Origin of the sequence: Sphingomonas sp. NPDC079357 (genome assembly GCF_044901155.1) — a bacterium.
Lineage (GTDB): Bacteria > Pseudomonadota > Alphaproteobacteria > Sphingomonadales > Sphingomonadaceae > Sphingomonas.
In genome coordinates this window covers 34,674-51,183 of sequence record NZ_JBJDOM010000003.1, presented here as the reverse complement: position 1 = coordinate 51,183, position 16,510 = coordinate 34,674, and the positions used below count along the sequence as shown (strand labels likewise).

General features: G+C 68.0%; 15 protein-coding genes. 7 read left to right on the top strand and 8 right to left on the bottom strand.

Features of this window, described 5'->3' with window-relative positions:
- The first annotated feature begins 66 nt into the window (after positions 1-66).
- The 4 genes from odhB to mazG all read left to right on the top strand — a co-directional run bounded on the left by odhB (position 67) and on the right by mazG (position 4,108).
- A complete protein-coding gene (odhB, locus tag ACI2JO_RS11925) occupies positions 67-1,275 on the top strand; it encodes a 2-oxoglutarate dehydrogenase complex dihydrolipoyllysine-residue succinyltransferase (protein WP_404720920.1) in 1,209 nt (402 codons plus the stop codon).
- 129 nt (positions 1,276-1,404) lie between these two features.
- Entirely contained in the window at positions 1,405-2,805 is a 1,401-nt protein-coding gene (gene lpdA, locus ACI2JO_RS11920) for a dihydrolipoyl dehydrogenase (RefSeq protein WP_404720919.1), read from the top strand.
- Between the two features lie 103 nt (positions 2,806-2,908).
- Entirely contained in the window at positions 2,909-3,250 is a 342-nt protein-coding gene (locus ACI2JO_RS11915) for a GCN5-related N-acetyltransferase (protein WP_404720918.1), read from the top strand.
- Between the two features lie 120 nt (positions 3,251-3,370).
- Entirely contained in the window at positions 3,371-4,108 is a 738-nt protein-coding gene (gene mazG / locus ACI2JO_RS11910) for a nucleoside triphosphate pyrophosphohydrolase (protein ID WP_404720917.1), read from the top strand.
- 131 nt (positions 4,109-4,239) lie between these two features.
- Here mazG and hflX read toward each other — a convergent pair whose 3' ends face one another.
- The 7 genes from hflX to dusB form a co-directional block, all read right to left on the bottom strand.
- Complete coding sequence (hflX, locus tag ACI2JO_RS11905; RefSeq protein ID WP_404720916.1) at positions 4,240-5,532, bottom strand: GTPase HflX; 1,293 nt, start codon at positions 5,530-5,532, stop codon at positions 4,240-4,242.
- 10 nt (positions 5,533-5,542) lie between these two features.
- Positions 5,543-6,124, bottom strand: a complete 582-nt coding sequence (gene hfq / locus ACI2JO_RS11900; RefSeq protein WP_404720915.1) for an RNA chaperone Hfq — start codon at positions 6,122-6,124, stop codon at positions 5,543-5,545.
- Positions 6,125-6,404: 280 nt separating this feature from the next.
- Complete coding sequence (locus ACI2JO_RS11895; protein WP_404720914.1) at positions 6,405-7,775, bottom strand: sigma-54-dependent transcriptional regulator; 1,371 nt, start codon at positions 7,773-7,775, stop codon at positions 6,405-6,407.
- 5 nt (positions 7,776-7,780) lie between these two features.
- A complete protein-coding gene (locus tag ACI2JO_RS11890; protein WP_404720913.1) occupies positions 7,781-10,018 on the bottom strand; it encodes an ATP-binding protein in 2,238 nt (745 codons plus the stop codon).
- Between the two features lie 162 nt (positions 10,019-10,180).
- Positions 10,181-11,587, bottom strand: a complete 1,407-nt coding sequence (gene ntrC, locus ACI2JO_RS11885) for a nitrogen regulation protein NR(I) (RefSeq protein ID WP_404720912.1) — start codon at positions 11,585-11,587, stop codon at positions 10,181-10,183.
- Positions 11,584-12,648 (bottom strand): nitrogen regulation protein NR(II), encoded by a 1,065-nt coding sequence (locus ACI2JO_RS11880; protein WP_404720911.1) that lies wholly within the window; start codon positions 12,646-12,648, stop codon positions 11,584-11,586. Before ACI2JO_RS11880 ends, ntrC begins: the two co-directional genes overlap by 4 nt.
- Positions 12,645-13,637, bottom strand: coding sequence for a tRNA dihydrouridine synthase DusB (gene dusB, locus ACI2JO_RS11875; protein WP_404720910.1), 993 nt, complete (start codon positions 13,635-13,637; stop codon positions 12,645-12,647). The genes ACI2JO_RS11880 and dusB overlap by 4 nt, the downstream gene beginning before the upstream one ends.
- A 282-nt stretch (positions 13,638-13,919) precedes the next feature.
- On the opposite strand from dusB, the gene ACI2JO_RS11870 reads away from it, so the two are divergent.
- From ACI2JO_RS11870 to ACI2JO_RS11860, 3 genes are read left to right on the top strand one after another with little or no spacing between them, the layout of a single operon-like run.
- Positions 13,920-15,047: a bifunctional 2-C-methyl-D-erythritol 4-phosphate cytidylyltransferase/2-C-methyl-D-erythritol 2,4-cyclodiphosphate synthase gene (locus ACI2JO_RS11870; protein WP_404720909.1), complete on the top strand. Its 1,128-nt coding sequence runs from the start codon at positions 13,920-13,922 to the stop codon at positions 15,045-15,047.
- Positions 15,044-15,574, top strand: coding sequence for a hypothetical protein (locus ACI2JO_RS11865; protein ID WP_404720908.1), 531 nt, complete (start codon positions 15,044-15,046; stop codon positions 15,572-15,574). The genes ACI2JO_RS11870 and ACI2JO_RS11865 overlap by 4 nt, the downstream gene beginning before the upstream one ends.
- Positions 15,571-16,083, top strand: a complete 513-nt coding sequence (locus tag ACI2JO_RS11860; RefSeq protein ID WP_404720907.1) for a CinA family protein — start codon at positions 15,571-15,573, stop codon at positions 16,081-16,083. Before ACI2JO_RS11865 ends, ACI2JO_RS11860 begins: the two co-directional genes overlap by 4 nt.
- Here the strand turns inward: ACI2JO_RS11860 and ACI2JO_RS11855 are convergent.
- Complete coding sequence (locus ACI2JO_RS11855; RefSeq protein WP_404720906.1) at positions 16,035-16,505, bottom strand: type II toxin-antitoxin system RatA family toxin; 471 nt, start codon at positions 16,503-16,505, stop codon at positions 16,035-16,037. The two genes, ACI2JO_RS11860 and ACI2JO_RS11855, sit on opposite strands and share 49 nt — an antisense overlap.
- Between the last annotated feature and the right edge of the window lie 5 nt (positions 16,506-16,510).

The window sequence follows — 16,510 nt, the reverse complement described above, 5'->3', positions numbered from 1 at the left end:
GTCCCGGCTCGCGCCGGGATCTGCTAACGACACTTAACGGCCACGGCCGCGACGACGAGGTTTGAGATGGCAACCGAAGTTCTGGTCCCCACGCTGGGCGAATCGATCACCGAAGCGACGGTCGGCGAATGGCTGAAGCAGCCCGGCGATGCGGTCGCCGCCGACGAGCCCATTGCGAGCCTCGAGACGGACAAGGTCTCGGTCGAGGTCCCCTCGCCCGTCGCAGGCGTGATGGGCCAGCATGCGGTAAAGGTCGGCGACACGGTCGAGGTCGGCGCGCTGATCGCGACGATCGAGAGCGGTGACGGCGCCCCGGCCAAGAGCGCCGCGCCGCAGCCCGCCGTCACCGAGACGCCCGCCGCCGCCCCGGCTCCCGCCCCCTCGGGTGACGCCGCCGCACTGTCGCCGTCGGTGCGCCGCGCGGTGCTGGAGCATGGTGTCGATCCTTCGACCGTGAAGGGCACCGGCAAGGACGGCCGTCTGACCAAGGAAGACGTCGCCGCCGCGGCGTCGTCGAAGCCCGCTGCCGCACCGGCTGCGACCCCCGCTCCGGCCCCGACCGCCGCGACCTCGGGCCGGCGTGAAGAGCGCGTCAAGATGACGCGATTGCGCCAGACGATCGCCAAGCGCCTGAAGGAAGCGCAGAATACCGCCGCGATGCTGACGACGTTCAACGACGTCGACATGACCGCGGTGATCGAGGCGCGCGCCAAGTACAAGGACCTGTTCGAGAAGAAGCACGGCGTCCGGCTGGGCTTCATGGGCTTCTTCGTAAAGGCCGCGACGATGGCGCTGAAGGACATTCCTTCGGTCAACGCCTCGGTCGAGGGCGACGAAATCGTCTATCACGATTATGCCGACATCTCGGTCGCGGTCAGCGCCCCGAACGGTCTGGTCGTGCCGGTGATCCGCGACGCGCAGGACCTGTCGGTCGCGGGCATCGAGAAGACGATCGGCGACTTCGGCAAGCGCGCCAAGGACGGCACGCTCAAGATGGACGAGATGAAGGGCGGCACCTTCACGATCTCGAACGGCGGCGTGTTCGGCTCGCTGATGTCGACCCCGATCATCAACCCGCCGCAGTCGGCGGTCCTCGGCCTGCACCGCATCGAGGAGCGTCCGGTGGTGCGTGACGGTCAGGTCGTCGTGCGCCCGATGATGTATCTGGCGCTCAGCTACGACCACCGCCTGATCGACGGCCGCGAGGCGGTGACCTTCCTCGTCGCGCTCAAGAACGCGATCGAGGATCCGACCCGCATCCTGATCGACTTGTAAGACGTGGCCCAACGCACCACCCCGGCGAACGCCGGGGTCCAGTTGGGAAAGCAGATGTAACCGGGCGCGGCGGTCCCTATCTCCGGCCCGTAACTGGCCCCCGGCATGCGCCGGGGTGGAGACATGGAAATGGCTGACGAACAGCAGTACGACTATGACGTCCTCGTGATCGGTGCGGGCCCCGGCGGCTATGTCGCGGCGATCCGCGCCGCGCAGCTCGGGCTCAAGACCGCGTGTGCCGAGAGCCGCGAGACGCTGGGCGGCACCTGCCTCAACGTCGGCTGCATTCCGTCGAAGGCGCTGCTCCACGCCTCGGAGCTGTACGATCATGCCGCCAACGGCGCGATGGCGAAGCTGGGGATCAAGACAACGGTCGAGCTGGACCTCGACACGATGCACGGCCAGCGTCGCGACGCGGTGAAGCAGCTGACCGGCGGCATCGAATATCTCTTCAAGAAGAACAAGGTGACGTGGCTGAAGGGCCGCGCGGCGTTCAAGGACGCGCATAGCGTCGATGTCGCTGGGCAGACCGTCACCGCCAAGAACATCGTGATCGCGACCGGCTCCAGCGTCACCCCGCTGCCGGGCGTCGAGATCGATCAGAAGATCATCGTCGACTCGACCGGCGCACTCGACCTGCCGACCGTACCGGAGCATCTCGTGGTGATCGGCGGCGGGGTGATCGGGCTCGAGCTGGGCAGCGTGTGGCGCCGCCTCGGCGCGAAGGTAACCTGCGTCGAATATCTCGACCAGATCCTGCCCGGCTTCGATGGCGACATCCGCAAGGAGTCGAACAAGATCTTCAAGAAGCAGGGCATCGACTTCCAGCTTTCGACCAAGGTCACCGCGATCAAGGTCGAGGGCGACAAGGCGATCCTGACCGTCGAGCCCGCCGCCGGTGGCGACGCGACGACGATCGAGGCTAGCCATGTGCTGGTGTCGATCGGACGTCGTCCGAACACCGACGGGCTGAACCTGGAAGCGGCTGGTCTGTCGACCAACCAGCGCGGTCAGATCGAGATCGACCACGACTTCCGCACCAAGACGGACGGCGTCTGGGCGATCGGCGATGTCGTCCCTGGTCCGATGCTCGCGCACAAGGCCGAGGACGAAGGTATTGCGGTCGCAGAGAATATCGCCGGCCAGCACGGCATCGTGAACCACGCGATCATCCCGTCGGTCGTCTACACCTGGCCCGAGATTGCCGGCGTCGGGCTGACCGAGGAAGCCGCGCGCGATCAAGGCGAGATCAAGGTCGGCAAGTTCCCGATGATGGCGAACAGCCGCGCCAAGACCAACCACGAGCCGGACGGTCTGGTGAAGGTGATTGCCGACGCCAAGACCGACCGCGTGCTGGGCGTGTGGTGCATCGCGAGCGTCGCGGGCACGATGATCGCACAGGCGGCGCAGGCGATGGAGTTCGGCGCGACCAGCGAGGACATCGCCTATACCTGCCACGCGCACCCGACGCATTCGGAAGCCGTCAAGGAAGCCGCGATGGCGGTGCAGGGCAAGCCGATCCACATCTGATGCGAGCGCCGCGACGCTTTGCTGAAGCCTGATCCGGAACGAAGCGGGGGCTGCCGATGGCAACCCCCGCTTTTTGTTCGTTCTTACGCAAGCACAGGCGCAGATGCTTCGTTGTAAGGGGATGGTGGACCTTCCTCAGCCGCGCGCCGGGCGCGATGAACGCGAGCGGCGTTGGCTAACTCTGACGCGCGATACGCTGCCGCACCTCGCGCGCTCACGCGACTGGCCAGTTGTCGCGGATCATTGTTTTCAACGTATCCTGCTCGACCATGCCTGCGGTGGCCGGTGGTACGATCACATTTCCCGTCGACCCGCCTATGCGCACGCACCGGATGCGGTGCTGGACGCCGCGATCGCGCTGGGAGAGGCAGTGGCGAACGATGCGGCCGATCTCCACGCGCTCAACGCCCAATCCTTGCGGTGGCGTGGGAAAAAGCCGCGATGATGTGCGGCTCGGCATGGCGTGCCACGATGTCGTGACGACGGTTGCGTGATCGCACAGGTCGCGCCACCAGCGTCAGCGGCTGGCGCGACGATCGTGTGTCGCGCAACAAGGGGAGCGGAGATGATCGAACGGCTGATCGCCATCATGGCGCGGCTTCGCGGGCCGGATGGCTGCGAATGGGACCGCGCGCAGACCTTCGCGACGATCGCGCCCTATACGATCGAGGAAGCCTATGAAGTTGCAGATGCGATCGAGCGCGGCGACCTTGCCGAGTTGAAGGACGAGCTGGGCGACCTGCTGCTTCAGGTCGTGTTCCACAGCCGCATTGCCGAGGAGGCCGGCGCGTTCACGTTCGACGACGTGGCGGCGGCGATCAGCGACAAGATGGAACGGCGGCACCCGCATATCTTCCGCGGCGAGGCGGAGGGCGGTCATCATCGCTGGGAAGAGGTGAAGGCCGCCGAACGTGCCGCCAAGGGCGCAGCGAGCCCATTGGACGGCGTGGCGCGCGGCTTGCCGGCGCTGCTGCGCGCCGAGAAGATCCAGAACCGTGCGGCGCGGGTCGGGTTCGACTGGCCGGACACGGCCGGGCCGCGGGCGAAGATCGACGAGGAGTTGGCCGAGGTCGCGGCGGCGACGACGCCGGCCGAGGTCGCGGATGAAGTCGGCGACGTACTGTTCGCGATGGTGAACTGGGCGCGGCATCTGGGGGTGGAGCCGGAGGCGGCGTTGCGCGCGGCCACGGGCAAGTTCGAGCGGCGCTTCCGTGCGATGGAGGCAGCGGTCGGAACGGCGTTCGCGGGGATGCCGCTGGAGGAAAAGGAGGCGCTGTGGGTAAAGGTCAAGGCGGGGGAGTAGAGCGCCATTCTCCCCTCCCCTTCAGGGGTGGGACCGGGGGTGGGCTGTTCGAGGGCGACGGTCCTCGCGGAAAGGCCCCACCCCCTCCCCTGAAGGGGAGGGGCTTGCGCGCGGGATGACGACGCCCCCGCTCATTCCCAACGCGTGAGGAAGCGTTCGTGGTCCGCCGGCGACATGCGGACCTCGTACACCATACGCTCATCCTCGACGAAACTGTCGAGCACCTCGCCGTGCGCGTGGAGCCACGCCGCCCCTGCCCCGTCTGCCACATTCAGCGCCAGCGAGTAGCGGACATGGCCCTGCGTCAGCTGGTCGCCGATGTGGCGGACCAACGCATCGACGCCCTCGCCGGTCAGCGCGGACAACAGGACCACGTCGTCGCGCCGCGCCGCCTCGGCGAGCAGATCATCGCGCGCATCGCCGTCCAGCAGGTCGAGTTTATTCCATGCCTCGATCACCGGCGTCGTCTCGGTCACGCCGACATCGGCGAGCACAGCCTCGACATCGGCCTTTTGCGCGGCGCTGTCGGGGTGCGCGACGTCGCGGACGTGGATCAGCAGGTCAGCGGACACGACCTCCTCCAGCGTCGCCTTGAACGCCGCGACCAATTGCGTCGGCAGTTCCGAGACGAAGCCGACGGTATCGGACAGGATCGCCTTGTCGATGCCGGGCAGCGAAACCTGCCGCAGCGTCGGGTCGAGCGTGGCGAACAACAGATCCTCGGCCATGACATGCGCGCCGGTCAGGCGGTTAAAGAGCGTCGACTTGCCGGCGTTGGTATAGCCGACCAGCGCGATCACCGGCCAGGGCGCACGTTGCCGCCGCTCGCGGTGGAGACCGCGGGTGCGGGTGACCTGATCCAGCTCGCGTCGCAGCCGCGCCATACGATCGCGGATCAGTCGGCGGTCGGCCTCAATCTGCGTTTCCCCCGGGCCACCGAGGAAGCCAAAGCCGCCGCGCTGGCGTTCCAGGTGGGTCCAGCTGCGCACCAGCCGCCCCGACTGATAATCGAGGTGCGCGAGTTCGACCTGTAACCGCCCCTCGGCGGTTGCGGCGCGCTCGCCGAAGATTTCGAGGATCAGCCCGGTGCGGTCGATCACCTTCGCCTCAAGCGCGGTCTCGAGGTTGCGTTGCTGGATCGGCGTGAGGCTGGCGTCAACGACGATCAGCCCGGCCTCCTCCATCCGCGCACGCGTGGCGAGTTCCTCGATCTGACCGGAGCCGAGCAGGGTCGCGGCGCGTGGGGTGCGGATGCGGAGCGCGACTCGATCAACGACGAGCACGCCAATCGCTTCGGCGAGCCCGGCGGTCTCCTCCAGCCGCGCCTCGGCATCGCGGCTCGATCCGCCGAGGTCGGGATAGACGACAATCGCGCGGGCGCCGCGGGTGAATTCGTCGCGGTCGCGCTCAAAGCCGGTGGTCACGGACAGTGGATCAATCCTCCCCGTCGTCGTCGATATCGTCGTCATCCTCGCCATTGTCTGAGAGGTTGAGCGGGCGCGATGGCTGGATGGTCGAGACAGCGTGCTTGTAGACGAGCTGCGCCATGCCGTCGCGCTGGAGCAACATGCAGAACAGGTCGAAGCCGGCGATCGCGCCCTGCAGCATCACGCCGTTGACGAGGAACATCGTCACCGGGTCTTCCGACTTGCGGACCGCGTTGAGGAAAATATCCTGAAGCAGCGGCTGCTTGCGCGGATTGTCGTTCATCTGACCGACGATACCGGCCACATCGACCGGCCCGGCGGGCATGATCGTCGAGATCGCATGCTTGTAGATCAGCTGCGACTGGCCGTCGCGGCGCAGCAGCACCGAGAAATTGTCGAACCAGGTGACGATGCCCTGAAGCTTGACCCCCTTGACGAGGAACATGGTGACGGGCGTCTTGGACTTGCGGAGTGCGTTGAGGAACAGGTCCTGCAGCGACGTTGGCTTTTCGGCCATGAAGGAATGTCCTTGTTCTTGGCGGGAGGTTCCCCGCGAATTGCGCCGTTGCCGGCGTCGGTGGCATCGCATCGGAATGCGACAGCCGTAAGTTAGGGTTCCGGTCGGCCAACGTCCAGATGCGGGGGGTCGCGACACGGAAGTTTGCGAAGGTGGCGCCAAACGGGGGTGTCGCGCGGTTCTGGTGGCGGGGGATCGGCGGGCCAGCGTTCATCCTAGCCGATGTTGGAGGGTGTGGGACAGCCGCTACCTCGTCATTCCCGCACAGGCGGGAATCCAGAACCTCAAGCGCTGATGGCTCAAGCAGGACCCGCGCGTCTGGACCCCCGCCCGCGCGGGGATAATGGCGGCGTTATTCCTCGCGGGTTTCAGTAATGCCGAGCAGCTTGAGTTTGCGGTGAAGCGCCGAGCGTTCCATGCCGATGAAGCTCGCCGTGCGGGAGATGTTGCCCGAGAAGCGGCGGATCTGGACACGAAGATACTCACGCTCGAACGTCTCACGTGCCTCACGCAGCGGCGCGCCCATGATCGCGCTCGCGCCGGTTCCGGCGTCCTGCGTGCCGAGCACTTCGGCGGGGAGCAGGTCGAGGTCGATCCGCCCGATCCGGTCGCCGGGTGCGAGGATGATCGTCCGCTCGACCACGTTACGCAATTCACGGACGTTGCCGGGCCATTCGTAGGATTGCAGCGCAACCAGCGCGTCGGTCGCGATCTCGGGCGGCGGCACGCGACGGTCAGCGGCGTAATGCGCGGCGAAATGCTCGACCAGCGCGGGAATGTCCTCGCGGCGCTCGGCGAGCGGCGGGATCGTGACCGGCACGACATTGAGCCGGTAATAGAGGTCTTCGCGGAACCGGCCTTCGGCGATCTCGACACTTAGGTCGCGCGCAGTGGCGGAGACGACGCGGACGTCGACCTTGACGACGCGCGTCCCGCCCATCCGCGTGAAGCTCTGGTCGGTCAGCACGCGCAGGATGCGCGCCTGCGTCGCGGGCGGCATGTCGGCGATTTCGTCGAGAAACAGCGTGCCGCCATGCGCCTGTTCGAGCAGCCCGGTGCGGACAAGGTCGCCGCTATCCTCGACCCCGAACAATTCCTCCTCGATCCGCTCCGGATTCATCCCCGCAGTGCTGGCGATCACAAAATTGGCGTGCGCGCGCTGGCTCCAGCCGTGGAGCAGCCGCGCCGCGACTTCCTTACCGACCCCCGCCGGCCCCATGATGAGTACGCGGCTGCCGGTCGCGGCGACGCGCTTCAGGGTCGCCCGAACCGCGTTGATCGCGGTCGAGCTGCCGGTCAGATCGGTGCCGCGCCCGGTCGCGGCGCGCAGCGACTTGACCTCGGCGCGCAGCCGCTCGGTCTCGGTCGCGCGCTCGACCATCAGCAGCAGTCGCTCGGCCTGAAACGGTTTTTCGATAAAGTCGGCGGCGCCCTTACGGATCGCGGCGACCGCGGTGTCGAGCGTACCGTGCCCGGAAATGACCAGCACCGGGATCGACGGATCGCGACGCTTGATCTCCTCAAGCAAGTCGAGTCCGTCGAGCCGCGAGCCCTGTAGCCAGACGTCGAGCAGCACGAGGCTGGGTCGACGCGTTGCGATCGCCTCCAGCGCCGCATCGCTGTCGCCGGCCATGCGCGTGTCATAGCCTTCGTCCTCGAGCACGCCGGCCACGAGTTCGCGGATGTCGAGTTCGTCGTCGACGACGAGGATGTCGATCGCCATGGGGCCTAGATCCGATTTCTGGTCAACGCCGCGATCGTGCGATCGTCGTCGTCGGACGGGGAATGGTCGTCGCTGGCCAGCGCGGCCAGCGGAGCGGTATCGAAGGACAGCGTCACGATCGTGCCGCCGCCGGGGCGATCGGCGAAACTGATCGTGCCGAAATGCTCCTCGACGATCTTCTTGACGATCGCGAGCCCGAGCCCGGTGCCGCGCGCGCGGGTGGTCATATAGGGCTCGACGATACGGTCGCGTTCGAGCGGCAGGCCGACGCCGGTGTCGGCGACCGCGATCGTCACGCGGCCGTCGCCGTCGGCGAGCGTCATCGTGATGCTCGCGTCGCTGGCGTCGGCTTCCTCGACCGCTTCGACCGCATTCTTGACGATATTGGTCAGCGCCTGCCCCAGCTGGCGGCGGTCGCAGACCAGCGACGGCGCAGGGTCGGCATGATCGAGCACGAAGCGAATCCCGGGGTGCGCGACCTCGTGGAGGAACATCGTCTGGCGCGCGATATCGACCAGCGACTCGTCCCGGAACACCGGCTTCGGCATCCGCGCGAACGACGAGAATTCGTCGACCATCCGGCGCAGATCGCCGACCTGCCGCACGATCGTATCGGTGAGCCGCGCGAAGGTGGTGTCGCTCGCATCGATCTTGCTGCCGTAGCGGCGCTGGAGCCGTTCGGCGGCGAGCTGGATCGGGGTGAGCGGGTTCTTTATCTCATGCGCGATACGGCGCGCGACGTCGGCCCAAGCGGCGCGGCGCTGGTCGGTAAGTTGCTGGGTGATATCGTCGAAGGTGATGATCGGGCCGCTGCCGTCGCGCGCGATCCGCGCCGCGAAGGTGCGCATCTCGCCCGCAACGTTAAGCTGCACCGCCGCCTCGCGCCCCGGCTGGTCGAGCAGCGCGTCGAGTTCGGGGGCGATATCGTGGAGCTTGCGCCCGACTGGCGGCTCGGCGAGCCCCATCAAGGTCTGCGCCGAGCTGTTGATGAGCCGGATCGTGCGGTCGCGCGCGTCGATCGAAATCACCCCCGCCGACACACCCGACATCACCGCCTCGATCAACGCGCGACGGCTGTCGAGCTGAGCGTTGGCGGTAACGAGCGCGGTGTTCTGCGCGACCAGCCGCGCGGTCATGCTGTTGAAGGCGTTGGAAAGCGTGCCGATCTCGTCACGCTCGAGCGTCTCCGGCACGCGCGCCGACAGGTCGCCGCCCTCGACCCGGCGCGCGGCGTCGACCAGTTCACCGACCGGGCGGACGAGCCGGTCGGCGACGGTGAGCGCGATCCACACCGCGACGCCGACGATCAGCAGCGAGACGATCAACAGCGCGGCGTTGAACTGGAGCTGTAGCGAGCGCGCGCGGGCAATCAACTGGCGGTAATTGGCCAGCGCCGCCTCGGCCCGCGCGGTCTGGGTGGTCATTTCCTTCGGATCGGTGACCCGTGCGGCGTAGAGGTAGAGATCGTCGCTGCCCGGGATTTGCGTGAAGACCTGGATACGATCGCCGGTGATGATCGTCGCATTCTGTCCCTGGCGCAGTTTCTCGATCGCCGGCTTGGTGACGAATCTCGAAAAATCGACGTCATAGGGGTTCACCACCGCCAGCGTCCGAACTTCCCCCTGCGGTGTGAGGACGAACAACGCGCCTTCCGACAGACTGCGGTAATAGACCTGCCGACCGAACGTCGAGCGGAACGACAGCGTATCGATCGGCACTTCCTGCAGCGTGACGGACAAGTCCGACGCCATGGTGAAGGTCGCTTCCTGCCACCGCTGGACGATCTGTTCGTACGAGGTGCGGGTGAGCGACGCCGCATTCTCGAACATGCCGCGCGAACGGTCCGAATACCAGAATTGCACGCCATATTGGAACAGCAGCGAGGCAAAGATCGTCACCAGCAACGCCGGGATCGCCGCCACCAACGAGAAGAGCAGGACGAGCCGGACGTGGAGCCGTCCGCCCGCACCGATCGATGATCGCGCCGCCCGGCGCAGCGCGACGCGGCGACCGAACAACATCATCAATGCGATGCCGCAAACGAGATTCGCGACGAGCAGCGAAGCGACCAGCGGCGGCGCGAGCAAGCGGCCGGGATCGCCCTCCCCACGCAGCGCGAAATAGCTGACGAGCGCCACCGCAACCGCGGCGGCCAGCACCATCAGCTCGATCGCCGGTGTCACGCCGACACGGCGCAGCGCGCCGGGCGGGGAAGCGGAGGAGGATGTCACTCCTGCGAACATTCCCCCCTCGCTACAGCATCAGTGTTGCATGGAAAACACATAATTGCCGATGAGTGATGCAGATCAGGAAGCGATGGGGGCGAGCGGCCCCTTCCTCCCCCCTGAGACGCCGGCTCGGGATTGAACACACCGGTCGTCAGTCGGCGGGCAACTGGGCCGGCCTCAGACGTCGATGCCGAGCATGTCCAGACGCTTGCGCAGCGTGTTGCGGTTGAGGCCGATCGCGCGGGCGGCGCGGAGCTGGTTGCCGCCGTGGCGCGCCAGCATCGCCTCGATCAGCGGACGTTCGACCTCGCCGATGATCCGCGCGTAGAGCGAGCCGTCATCGAGCGCGCGCGGTTCCTGTCGCGCCAGCCGCTCGATCATCGCGCGCACCGCCGCCTCGATCCCCGGATCGGGCGCGGCCTCGACCGGCGCACCGCCGCCGATCGTCGCGTTCAGCTCGGCCGCGCCGATCCGGTCGTCGCGTGACAAGGCCGCGAGCCGGCGCATCAGATTTTCCAGCTCGCGGACGTTGCCGGGCCAGTCGTGCGCCTCCAGGACTGCCACCGCGTCCTCGTCCAGCGTCTTGCGCGGCAGCCCCTCGGCAGCGGCGCGGTCGAGGAAATGGCGGGCGAGTTCCGCGACATCGCCACGGCGTTCGCGCAATGGCGGCAGCGCTACGGGCACGACGTTGAGGCGGTAATACAGATCCTCGCGGAACTGCCCGCCCGCCACCGCCTGTTGCAGGTCGCGGTTGGTGGCGGCGACGATGCGGACGTCGGCGCGGATCGTGCGCGCGCCGCCGACGGTGGTGAATTCGCCCGATTGCAGCACGCGCAGCAGGCGGGTCTGCGCCTCGATCGGCATGTCGCCGATCTCATCGAGGAACAGGGTGCCGCCCGCCGCCTGCTCGAAGCGCCCGGCGTTGCGCTGCGCCGCGCCGGTAAACGCGCCGCGTTCGTGGCCGAACAATTCCGCCTCGATCAGCTCGCGCGGGATCGCGGCCATGTTGATCGGGACAAACGGCGCGGCGCGGCGCGCACCGAGATCGTGGATCGCGCGCGCGACCAGTTCCTTACCGGTGCCCGATTCGCCCGACACCAGCACGGTGAGGTCGTTCGAGACGACGCGCGCGATCACGCGGTACACGTCCTGCATCGCCGGCGAGCGCCCGATCAGCGGCAGCGAGGGATCGTCGTCGCTCGCCTGCGTCTCGCCGCTGCGACCGCCGCGCGCGAGTGCCGCGGCGACAGTGCGAGTCAACGTGTCGAGGTCGAACGGCTTGGGCAGATAGTCGTAGGCGCCGGCCTCGGTGGCGCGGACCGCGGTGGTCAGCGTGTTGCGTGCCGAGAGCACGATGATCGGCAGATCGGGGCGCGCCGCCAGCACCTGCGCGACATGGTCGATCCCGTCGCCATCGGGGAGCACCACATCGCTGAGCAATACGTCGGGCGGATGACTCGCTAGCTCGCGCCCCAGCTCGGCGAGCGTCGCGGCGGTACGGACCTCGTGCCCGGCGCGGCGCAACGCATGCGCGACGACGGTGCGGATCGCGTCGTCGTCGTCGACCAGCAGCACGCGCGTCATGCGCTAGCCCGCGGCAGAAGGATGCGGAACACCGTCTGGTGGGGCGTACCCTCGCGCGAATATTGGACGATCCCGCCCATGTCGCGGACCAGCTTGTCTACAAGGGCGAGCCCGAGCCCCTTGCCCTCGGGACGACCCGAAACGAACGGGTCGAAGAGGTGATCGGCGATATCGGCGGGCGCTCCAGGTCCGCTGTCGATGACGCAGATCTCGATCGGCAGCGGGGTGCGCCCGCGCCCCTTCCCCGCCGCGACCGTCACGCCGTGGCGATAGGCGGTGGCGAGCGTGATGCGGCGCTCGCCACGCTCGCCGAGCGCGGCGGCGGCGTTCTTGAGCAGGTTGAGGATCACCTGCAGCAACGAGTCGCTGTTGCCCATCGCGGGTGGCAGCGACGGATCGTAGCGTTCCTCGATCGCGACGCCGCGCGCGAAGCCGGCCAGCGCGACGCCGCGCGCGTGCGCGAGCAAGGGGTAGATGTTCATCGGCGACACCTCACGCGGACGGGTGTCGGTGAAATCCTCCATGTGGTCGATCAGCGCGGTGACGCGGTCGACTTCGGCGATCATCAATTGCGTCAGCTCGGCGGTGTCGACGCCGTCGGCGATCAGCTGCGCCGCGCCGCGGATGCTCGACAGCGGGTTTTTGATCTCATGCGCGAGCATCGCCGCGGCGCCGACCGCCGAGCGCGCCGCCGCCGCGCGATCGGTCGAGACGCCGAGCCGCCGCGACGCGCCGGCATGGTGGAGCGTGATCGTGCGCCAGCCGGGATGATCGACCACCGCCGCCTCGATCAGGTCGACGCGCAGCCGCAGTCCGCGCATCGTCTCCACATCGGCGTCAAAGATCGCGAAGGCGTGCGCGTCGCGGCGCGCCTCGGCATCGGGAAAGGACAGGATCGCGCCGAGCGGCTGCCCCAGCATCGCGCGCTCGGACAGGTTGAGCAGCGTCTCGCACTCGGCATTGACGCGCGCGATCCGGTCCGCGGCATCGACCACCAGCACCGCGACCGGCAGCGCGGCGAGCAGCTCCGCCGCCTCCGGGCCGCGCGTCTCGAGCTTCACGCGGCGGCGCTCAGCCGATAGGGGGCGTAGAAGTCGGCGAGCATCGCCTTGACGCGATCGGCGTCGGGCTCCTGATTGACGCGGTTGCGGAACTCCGCCGAGCCGTTCAGCCCCTTGGTGTACCAGCCGATATGCTTGCGGGCCATGTTGACGCCGGTGAAGGTGCCGTAATGCTCCAGCATCGCGTCATAATGTTCGGCGATGACGCGGTATTGCTCGTCCAGCGACGGGTCGGGCAGCCGCTCGCCGGTGCGCAGCCAGTGCATGACCTGCGCGAGCAGCCAGGGCCGACCGTAGGCACCGCGCCCGATCATGATCCCGTCGGCCCCCGACTGTTCCAGCGCCGCCGCGGCATCCTCGATCGAGCAGATGTCGCCATTGGCGATCACCGGGATCGACACCGCGTCCTTGACCGAGCGGATGAAGCGCCAGTCGGCGCTGCCCTTGTACATCTGGTTGCGGGTGCGGCCGTGGACCGTCACCATCTTCACGCCGAGATCCTCGGCGATCCGCGCGAGTTCGGGGGCGTTGAGGCTGTCGTGGCACCAGCCCATCCGCATCTTGAGCGTCACCGGCGCGTCGACTGCCTTGACGATCGCCTCGATCAGCTGCGTCGCGAGCTTGAGGTCGCGCATCAAGGCCGACCCGGCGTCACCGTTCGTCACCTTGCGGACCGGGCAGCCCATGTTGATGTCGATGATCGCCGCCCCCTTGTCGCGCGCCAGCTTCGCAGCCTCGGCCATTTCATAGGGGGTGCAGCCGACGAGCTGCATCGACACCGGTTCCTCGGAGAGGTGCCATGCCGCCTTCTGGATCGACTGGCGCGTCTCACGAATCGCGGCTTGGCTGGCGATCATCTCGGTGACGTTGAGCCCCGAGCCGTAGCGGCGGACGAGCGTGCGGAACGGCTGGTCGGTCACGCCGGTCATCGGCGCGAGCACGACGGGCTCGTCGATCGTGACGTCGCCGATCTGGATGGGTCGGAGCATAAGGGTTTCGGAAGCTGCCTGAAAAATGGGCAGATAGGCGATGTGGGCGATTCGGGCAAGGTTGGGGGTGGTCGGTCGTCGTACCCCTATTGCCTTCTTCGTCATACCGGACTTGATCCGGGATCCCGCTGCCTTCGGCGACGGCGAAGAAGGAGCGGGGCCCCGGATCAAGTCCGGGGCCACGGACGGAGGTGGTCTGGATCGAGGCACAAAGGGTTCTCGATCGCGCCGACCGAAGCGGCCGGGGTGACGGGCACGGCAGGACCGGCTAGGGGCGCGCACATGACCACGGTCGCCCTTATCGTCGCCGCCGGTACCGGCTCCCGCAGCGGCAGCACGCTTCCCAAGCAATTCGCGCCGGTCGCCGGGCGCGCGATGCTGGCGTGGAGCCATGACGCGCTCACCGCGCATCCCGCGATCGAGCGCGTGCTGGTCGTCGTCGCGCCCGGACAGGAACCGCTGCTGCGCGCCGCGCTACCCGAGGCCGAATGGGTGACGGGCGGCGCGGAGCGGCGCGACAGCGTCGCCGCGGGGCTCGCTGCGCTCGGCAACGCGACGCGCGTGCTGGTCCATGACGCGGCGCGGCCGTTCGTCCCCGCCGCGGTGATCGACCGGCTGCTCGCCGCGCTCGACCATGCCGAGGGTGCGATCCCGGTGCTGCCGGTCGCCGACACATTGGTTGTCACCGACGGCGCGACCGTCGCGCGCGACGTCCTTCGCCGCGTGCAGACGCCGCAGGCGTTCCGCGTCGACGCGCTCGCCGCCGCACATGCCGCATGGGATGGAACGATCGCGACCGACGATGCGCAGATGGTGCGCGCGCTGGGCAAGGACGTTGCAATGGTCGAAGGCGACACGATGCTCGACAAGATCACCTATCCCGCCGATTTCGCCGCCGCCGAGGCGCGCGTCGCGATCGAGACGCGCTCGGCGAGCGGCTTCGACGTCCACCGGCTGGAGGATGGCGAGGAATTGTGGCTGGGCGGCGTGCTGATCCCGCATCATCAGGGGCTGTCGGGGCACAGCGACGCCGACGTCGCGCTCCATGCGATTACCGACGCGGTGCTCGGCACGATCGCGGCAGGCGATATCGGCACGCACTTCCCGCCCAGCGACCCGCAATGGCGCGGCGCCGAATCGGGGCAGTTTCTCGCGCACGCGCGCTCGCTGGTCGAGGTGCGCGGTGGGCGGATCACCTTCGTCGACCTGACGCTGATGTGCGAGGCGCCCAAGATAGGGCCGCATCGCGCGGCGATGCAGGCGCGGATCGCGGAACTTCTGGGGCTCTCGACCGATCGGGTCAGCGTGAAAGCAACCACCACCGAGCGTTTGGGGTTCACGGGCCGTGGCGAGGGCATCGCGGCGCAGGCGGTTGCGACCATCGAATTGCCGCGCGGGGTGCGGGCATGAAGCGCGGCGCCGGGCTGTTCGCGCTCGTCGCGATGCTGACCGCATCAAGCGCTTCGGCGCAGACGCCGTGCCTGAGTGCGACCGACGCCGAATCGATCGCGCTGGTGGCGATGCCGGAAATCATCCGCGACGCCGGGCGCGTCTGCGCGACGCTGCCCGCAACCAGCCTGCTGCGGCGGCAAAGCGGCGACTTTCTCGCCAAATACGACCGCGAGGCCGACCGCGCCTGGCCGGCGGCGCGGGCCGCGATCGCGAAGCTGAGCGATCCGGCAGTGGAACTGCTGCTGCTCAGCGACTATGCGCGCCCGATGCTCACATCGCTCTTCGCGCCGCAGATCACCGGGCGCATCCAGGCCGGCGACTGCCCGACGCTCGACCGGCTGGTGACGTTGCTCGAGCCGCTGCCCGCGCGCAACACCGCCGGGATCGTCGTCGCGACGCTGCAGTATCTGAAGTCAGAGAAGAACAAGGGGAAGCGTACCGATATCCCCGATCTGCCGGTGTGCCCGACGGGAGCCGCACGATGAGCGACATCACCTTGCCCCAGGAACTGGTCGACGCCGCGCGCCGCGTGGTCGAGGCGAACCGCGCCGCCGGACGCCGCGTCGCGATCGCGGAAAGCTGCACCGGCGGGCTGGTCGCGGCGGCGCTAACCGAAATTCCCGGTTCGTCCGACGTGGTCGAGGCCGGGTTCGTGACCTATTCGAATTCCGCCAAGCAGAAGCTGCTCAATGTCAGCGGCGACGTGCTCGATACGTTCGGCGCGGTATCGATCGCGGTGGCGTGGAGCATGGCGCAGGGCGCGCTCGCCAAGTCCGACGCCGATGTCGCGGTCGCGATCACCGGCGTTGCCGGGCCGGGCGGCGGCAGCGAGAAGAAGCCGGTCGGCACCGTCGTGTTCGCGCGCGCCGAGCGTGGTGGCGATCCGGCGAACGTGATTGCCGACAAACGCTTCTTCGGGGACCTCGGCCGCGGCGGGGTGCGGCTTCAGGCGGCGCTATGCGCGCTGGAGCTGCTGCTGCCCGACGCGCCGTAGAGCTTGGCGGCGCGGTCCTCGAACGCACCGATCATCCGCCGCAGCGCGACGCCAAACACCTGCCCGGCCAGCATCTCGAACATCCGGTTCTTGAACGCGAAATCGACCGAGAAGTCGACGAGGCACCCGCCCTCGCCATCCGGCCGGAACCGCCAGTCGTTGTTGAGGTACTTCAGCGGGCCCTCGATATATTCGACGCGGATCGTCTCGGGGTGGTGCTTGGTCACTTTCGAGGTGAAGGTCTCGCGCAGCCCCTTGAACCCGACGATCATGTCGGCGAGCGTCTCTTGCGGCGTGTCCTTGCGGACGCGCATCGCGCTGACCCACGGCAGGAATTCCGGGTAGTGCCGCACGTCCGCGACCAGATCGAACATCTGCTCCGGCGTATAAGGCAGCCGCCGCGTCTCGCTATGCTTGGGCATCGGGC